This is a genomic window from Plesiomonas sp., assembly GCF_051650925.1.
Taxonomy (GTDB): domain Bacteria; phylum Pseudomonadota; class Gammaproteobacteria; order Enterobacterales; family CAMTGL01; genus Plesiomonas.
In genome coordinates this window covers 1-5,969 of record NZ_JBOFRH010000443.1, presented here as the reverse complement: position 1 = coordinate 5,969, position 5,969 = coordinate 1, and the positions used below count along the sequence as shown (strand labels likewise).

Annotated in this window: 6 protein-coding genes; 2 read left to right on the top strand and 4 right to left on the bottom strand. The window is 43.1% G+C overall.

Annotated elements, in window-relative coordinates; translation table 11 throughout:
- A partial coding sequence (gene earP / locus ACRC27_RS10775) for an elongation factor P maturation arginine rhamnosyltransferase EarP (protein WP_438639863.1) occupies positions 1-585 on the bottom strand: 585 nt, incomplete at its 3' end.
- Between the two features lie 258 nt (positions 586-843).
- Between earP and ACRC27_RS10770 the strand changes: the two genes are divergently transcribed.
- Entirely contained in the window at positions 844-2,433 is a 1,590-nt protein-coding gene (locus ACRC27_RS10770) for an ABC-F family ATPase (protein ID WP_438623151.1), read from the top strand.
- Between the two features lie 123 nt (positions 2,434-2,556).
- Here the strand turns inward: ACRC27_RS10770 and ACRC27_RS10765 are convergent, their stop codons facing one another.
- Complete coding sequence (locus tag ACRC27_RS10765) at positions 2,557-4,401, bottom strand: EAL domain-containing protein (RefSeq protein WP_438639862.1); 1,845 nt, start codon at positions 4,399-4,401, stop codon at positions 2,557-2,559.
- Between the two features lie 206 nt (positions 4,402-4,607).
- Here ACRC27_RS10765 and ACRC27_RS10760 point away from each other — a divergent pair, with 206 nt between their 5' ends.
- Complete coding sequence (locus ACRC27_RS10760) at positions 4,608-5,036, top strand: GNAT family N-acetyltransferase (RefSeq protein WP_438623149.1); 429 nt, start codon at positions 4,608-4,610, stop codon at positions 5,034-5,036.
- Positions 5,037-5,112: 76 nt separating this feature from the next.
- Here ACRC27_RS10760 and ACRC27_RS10755 read toward each other — a convergent pair whose 3' ends face one another.
- Together ACRC27_RS10755 and ACRC27_RS10750 are read right to left on the bottom strand one after the other, a co-directional pair.
- Positions 5,113-5,649, bottom strand: a complete 537-nt coding sequence (locus ACRC27_RS10755) for a YaeQ family protein (protein WP_438623148.1) — start codon at positions 5,647-5,649, stop codon at positions 5,113-5,115.
- Between the two features lie 101 nt (positions 5,650-5,750).
- Positions 5,751-5,969: NfeD family protein (locus ACRC27_RS10750; protein ID WP_438639861.1), on the bottom strand; the 219-nt coding region annotated here is incomplete at its 5' end.

Sequence of the window (5,969 nt, the reverse complement as noted above, 5' to 3'; positions counted from 1 at the left end):
CCACTGCTCATTCTCACACTTAGGCATGATTCCCCGCTCTTCCCAGTAACAACCGATAGCATGCGGATCAGCTTGCCACTGCTCACGTGCAGCCAATAACCCCTGCTCACGCAATAAACCACCGGTTTTTGCTGTAAATCCTGGAAAGAAAAAGTGTTTAGTGAGGCCATCAGACTGCAGTGATGGCAGTGCATGACACCCCTCGACCCACGGCTCGGCACTCAGATACTCTAAATTTAACCAACAAGGTGCTACCGTACACTGGCGCATCTGTGCTCTGAAATACTCTGGCAGCTCACAGGCAAAAGCCTCAATCACATTGTAAGCGGGTATCACAGGCTCTGCTCCACCCTGTGGCTTTGCTTGCCACAAGCAGAGGGTTATCCCAGCATACTGCTGCTGCACACGGTGTGCATCTACTCCGGGACAGATTCGGGCACATGACGCCAGATCATCAACCCACAAGCGTACCTTCTGCTGATACTCAGTGGTCAATTGACGTGCCAAACGCAGCGTCACGCCGATATCGCCATAATTATCCACGACTGTACAAAAAATATCCCAGTCATAACGCTGTTCACTCATACTGCATTGCCTGCACATTGATTAGCCTTTTATAGGTTATTTTACGCTATTTCATCTGCGAAATGAGTGCCTTGAATGGTGAGATCTCAATCACACTACTGAGGAATTGCATTAAAAAGCAGTGATCTCTGCCTGCAAGCACGATTTTTTCCCGCTGACGGTTGCTCAAAAGCCGTTCAACCTGTAGTCTGCGCCTCTAATTGAACATCTGTATGATGCTCATCATCTCATTTCATTCACTGTTTTAGGTACGCACCCTTGCTTTCCACAGCCAATATCACAATGCAATTCGGCGACAAGCCGCTTTTTGAAAATATCTCCGTTAAATTCGGTGAAGGTAATCGTTATGGTCTGATCGGGGCTAACGGTTGTGGGAAATCCACCTTCATGAAAATTCTGAGCGGTGAATTAGAGCAAAGCGCTGGTAATGTCAGCCTTGATGTCAATGAGCGTATGACCAAGTTGGGTCAGGATCAGTTCGCGTATGAAGAGTACAGCGTAATTGATACCGTCATCATGGGGCACAAGGAGCTGTGGGAAATTAAGCAAGAGCGTGATCGCATCTATAATCTGCCTGAAATGAGCGAAGATGACGGCATGAAAGTAGCCGATCTTGAGGTTCAGTTCGCTGAAATGGATGGTTACTCTGCTGAAGCGCGTGCTGGCGAGCTTTTGCTTGGTGTAGGTATTCCACTAGAGCAGCATTTTGGCCTGATGAGTGCCGTAGCACCGGGTTGGAAACTGCGGGTATTACTGGCACAAGTGCTGTTTGCTGAACCTGATATCATGCTGCTTGATGAACCAACCAACAACTTGGATATTCATACTATCCGTTGGCTAGAAGATGTGCTGAATCAGCGCAACTGTACCATGATCATTATTTCGCATGACCGCCACTTCCTGAACAGTGTTTGTACCCATATGGCCGATCTGGATTATGGTGATCTACGCCTATTCCCTGGCAACTATGATGAGTACATGACTGCGGCAACACAAGCGCGTGAGCGTCTATTAGCAGATAACGCCAAGAAAAAAGCACAACTGACCGAGCTTCAATCTTTCGTCAGCCGCTTCTCTGCAAACGCCTCAAAAGCAAAACAAGCAACATCACGTGCGCGTCAGATGGATAAAATTAAGCTTGAGGAAGTAAAAGCATCAAGCCGTCAGAATCCATTTATTCGTTTCGAACAGGAAAAAACGCTGTTCCGTAACGCACTTGAAGTTCAAAAGCTGGCTCAGGGCTATGATGGCAATACCCTTTTCTCTGGCTTTAACTTGATGACTGAAGTGGGTGAGCGCGTTGCGATTATCGGCCAGAATGGTGTGGGTAAATCTACCCTGCTGCACACCTTAGTCGGCTTGATGGAAGCACAAAGCGGCACGATTAAGTGGTCAGAAAATGCGCACATTGGTTATTATGCACAAGATCATGCCGACGAGTTTGATTGTGATCTGAACCTGTATGACTGGCTTGATCAGTGGAAAAAACCGGGCGATGATGAGCAGGTTATCCGTGGCATGCTTGGCCGGATGCTGTTCTCGCAAAATGATATTCTCAAATCAGTACGGGTGATCTCCGGTGGTGAACAAGGCCGTATGCTGTTTGCTAAGCTGATGCTGCAAAAGCCGAATATTTTAGTGATGGATGAACCGACTAACCATATGGATATGGAGTCTATTGAATCTCTGAACTTGGCATTGGAAAACTACAAAGGCACACTGTTCTTTGTCAGCCACGACCGTCAGTTTGTCTCTTCACTTGCCACACGTATTATTGAATTAACCCCTGAGGGTATTCAAGACTTTAACGGCACTTACGATGAGTATTTGCGTCGTCAAGGTTTGTAATACGATAACGGTTATGCCCAATAAGGTATAACCGTAAAATCAGAACGATACCAATAAATAAAAACAGAGAGCCAAATGCTCTCTGTCTTTATTTGTATAGCATGATTTATATAGCGAGATAATTTACTCTTGATTACCTGATAACTCACGGCCTGATTGGTCTATATTTTCCAGTGATACAGAGATACCAAACCCTTGAAATCCATTGAGTGATAATTGAATCAACTGCTGTTTTTGCTTTGCACTTTCCACGCGTGTTGCAATAGCATAAGGTGAACATTGATAAATTAAACGGCACAATGAAATGACAATATTACGGGTCATAATATCTGCACCAGAATCAATACTGCTGGTATAGCTGTAATCAAGCTTAATGTATTCGGGTTTAAATTGAGCTAAGTAATACCCTTTTCCTGCAATTCGACCAAACTGATCAAGGCCCCAGCGCCAGCCGCTATTCTCTATATGCTGAATGAAAAATTTAGCGCGCTCTATATTCATCAATAGCGCAGATTCTGACACCTCTAAAATAAGATGTTGATGTAAAAATTTAGCCTGTTGTAAATAACGGATAAAATCATGGCTATGCACACTCAGCATACTAATATTAATCGCCACCGCTTTATCAGCCTGCTGCTGGGCTAAATAACTGATTACTGCCATATCCAGCTGTACAGATAACCCAACTGCTTCAACCATTGGCAACCAATCTTCAGCCATAATCCACTGTTCATTTAATTTTAGCTGAATAAAAGCTTCCTGATGTAGGATGTTACCTTCTTTATCAAAAACCGGTTGTAAAATAGCATTAACATTCTGAGCTGGACTTTCGATAACCTGTAAAATAGCAGAGCGCCAAGCATGATTATCATTCAATACCGGTGAGAATGTATCTTGATGAATATAGTAGTGTTTTGCTGACTTTCTCGCCCGTTGCAGCGCCATATCTGCTGCACTCAAGAGTGCTTGACTGGTTTGGCGACCATGTGTTGTCGCACCGCCTAATAATACCGGTAATTCTAAAGACAACCCATTGCGGTTCTGTCTGCTTTGTACCTCTTCATATTCAGCCATGACTTGGTTAATATTTGCTAATAATATTGTTGCCAGTTGCTCTGCAGGTTCTGCTAATAATCGCGGACACCAAATTGCAAATTCAGCTAAACGCGTACGAGCAATAATCGCATCAGGATAGGCAGTACACTGTTCACGCAACAGTGTAGCGATACGTAAACTTATTGTATCCGCATCCTGATTACTGATTGTCTCATAATAATGAGATAATCCTTCAAGATCGATCATAAAGAGAACACCAGCAACACCTTCATGACTAGCAGTATCTAATTGTTGACGAAACCATCGGCGGTTAGCCAAGCCTGTCGTTACATCCTGATAAGCTTCACGGTGTAGTCGTGAAGCCTCCTCAATTTGAGCATTAAACTCACGTAAAAATTTTTGCTCTATCGTATTAAAAGCCAGTGAAATTTCTCTGAGCTCTTTTATATTTGACAGTGGTAAGTCAGCAGTAGACGATAATAATGTGGATGGTGTTTTTTCACTCCCCGTATTATTAACAAAAAAAACGGGAAAATGTTCTGTCAGCTCATACAGCGGTTTTAATACCTGACGCAAGATCAGACTGTAAATGAGTAACGTAATAATAATACTCACAACAAATAAAAGACATAATAACAAGGGAAAACCTAGACTAGGTTTAAATACTGAGTCACCGCCCGTAGAAGATAAGGTTTCACCCTGCTCGTTGATTATTGCTATCTCAGTGGAGGATGATGGTGTAGCGGAGATCTGCTCTGAAGATGTTTGTACAGCACTAGCCTCAGGGGAAAGTACAAACGGCAATATAGTAAAATGCTTAACTAAAAACAGTGTGGAGAAAAAAAGTACGACACCAAGTACTAGCAACAATAGCGTTAATCGCTGTAATAAAGCCCTGAATAATGTTGTCATTACTGTGCATCCCATCAAATTATTTAAGCGATACAAGCTGATACTCTATTTTTCACTCAACGTTTTTCATTCAACACCGCACTGAACTCAACGTGCTATGCTAAAAGATAGTTCATTTCTCAGAACCTAACCATATTTATCCATAGTGATTAGCTCTGGTGTAAAAAGTATAATATTGTACAGATAACCCGTTTTATGGTGATTTCATGAAGTTTCGAGAAGCAACCTTGGCTGATATTCCGGTAATGTCTGCAATTAGGCTGGCAGTTAAAGAGAACACCCTCTCTGATCCGAGTATTATTACTTATCAAATGTACGAAGAGTACCTTCATCAACACGGAAAAGCATGGGTGTGTGAAATAGGCCAGAAGATCATCGGATTTTCTTATGCCGCTTCAGAAGACCACTCTATTTGGGCTCTGTTCGTTCACCCAAATAATGAAGGGATAGGCGCAGGTAAACAGTTGCTTCGGTTGGCTACAGAATGGTTATTTGCGCAGGGAGCAAAAACAGTAACGCTGAGTACAACGGTGAATACACGGGCCGACCGCTTTTATACAGCGCAAGGGTGGGTTCGAGGCGTAATGAAAGATGAAGATGAAGTTATTTATACACGGCATAAATCTGTGAGTTAACCGCATTGGGGTATGCACATTTTGTCTGTGCCACCCCAAATAAAGCTATTTTATTCGCATTTTGCTAGATGAACTGTTACTGCCACTTTTCGTATTCAATCTGACTATTTTTTGTCGCATCAGAAAACCACATTACACCATCTTCAATAGTTGCCTGAATATGCATGGTACGCTGTACATATGGGCTTAATGCCGCGGCTTGTTCATCAGAGATGAAATAGACCGACAAGTTTGCGTATTGTTTGAGTTTACGTTTATTTTGCTCCCACCACACACGGGCAGAGCGCTCACTGTAGGTATACAATACAACTTGTTCAGATTGATTAACGGCTTTTTTAAGCCTCTTTTCATCAGGAAGGCCAACATCAATCCACAAATCGATACCGCCATGATAATTTTTAACCCAAATCTCGGGTTCGTCTTCTGCGCATAAGCCTTTTGTGAAGGATAAACGCTCATCAGCATGACGGATCCATGCCAATAAGCGTACCATCATGCGTAATTCTGTTTCTGACGGATGCTGTGCAATAACTAAATCGGCATCCTGATAGTGGTGGCGATCCATGTCCGCAATATTGACATTTGCTTTATAGACAGTCGCTTTTAAGGCCATGCTATTCTCTTTATGATGTGCTTTTTAAAAGGTATATCGTGCTGCCATACTGTTTATGGCAGCAGAAAGACAGGGTGATAAGTAGGTAATTATGCGGTGTGTTATACAGGTATCTCTTTTACATGCAAAGTAATACCGCTTACAAAGACAACTTCAACAACACAATCTGCGGGAAGATCAGTGTCAGATTGGATGCGCCACGTTGTATCGCCTAAGGTTAAGCGGCCAATACCGTTTTGCATGGGTTCAGTGAGTTTTCCTTGTCGGCCAATCAGCGTATTTCCACGCTGATTCAACTGGGTATGTTGCTGGTCTTGCTT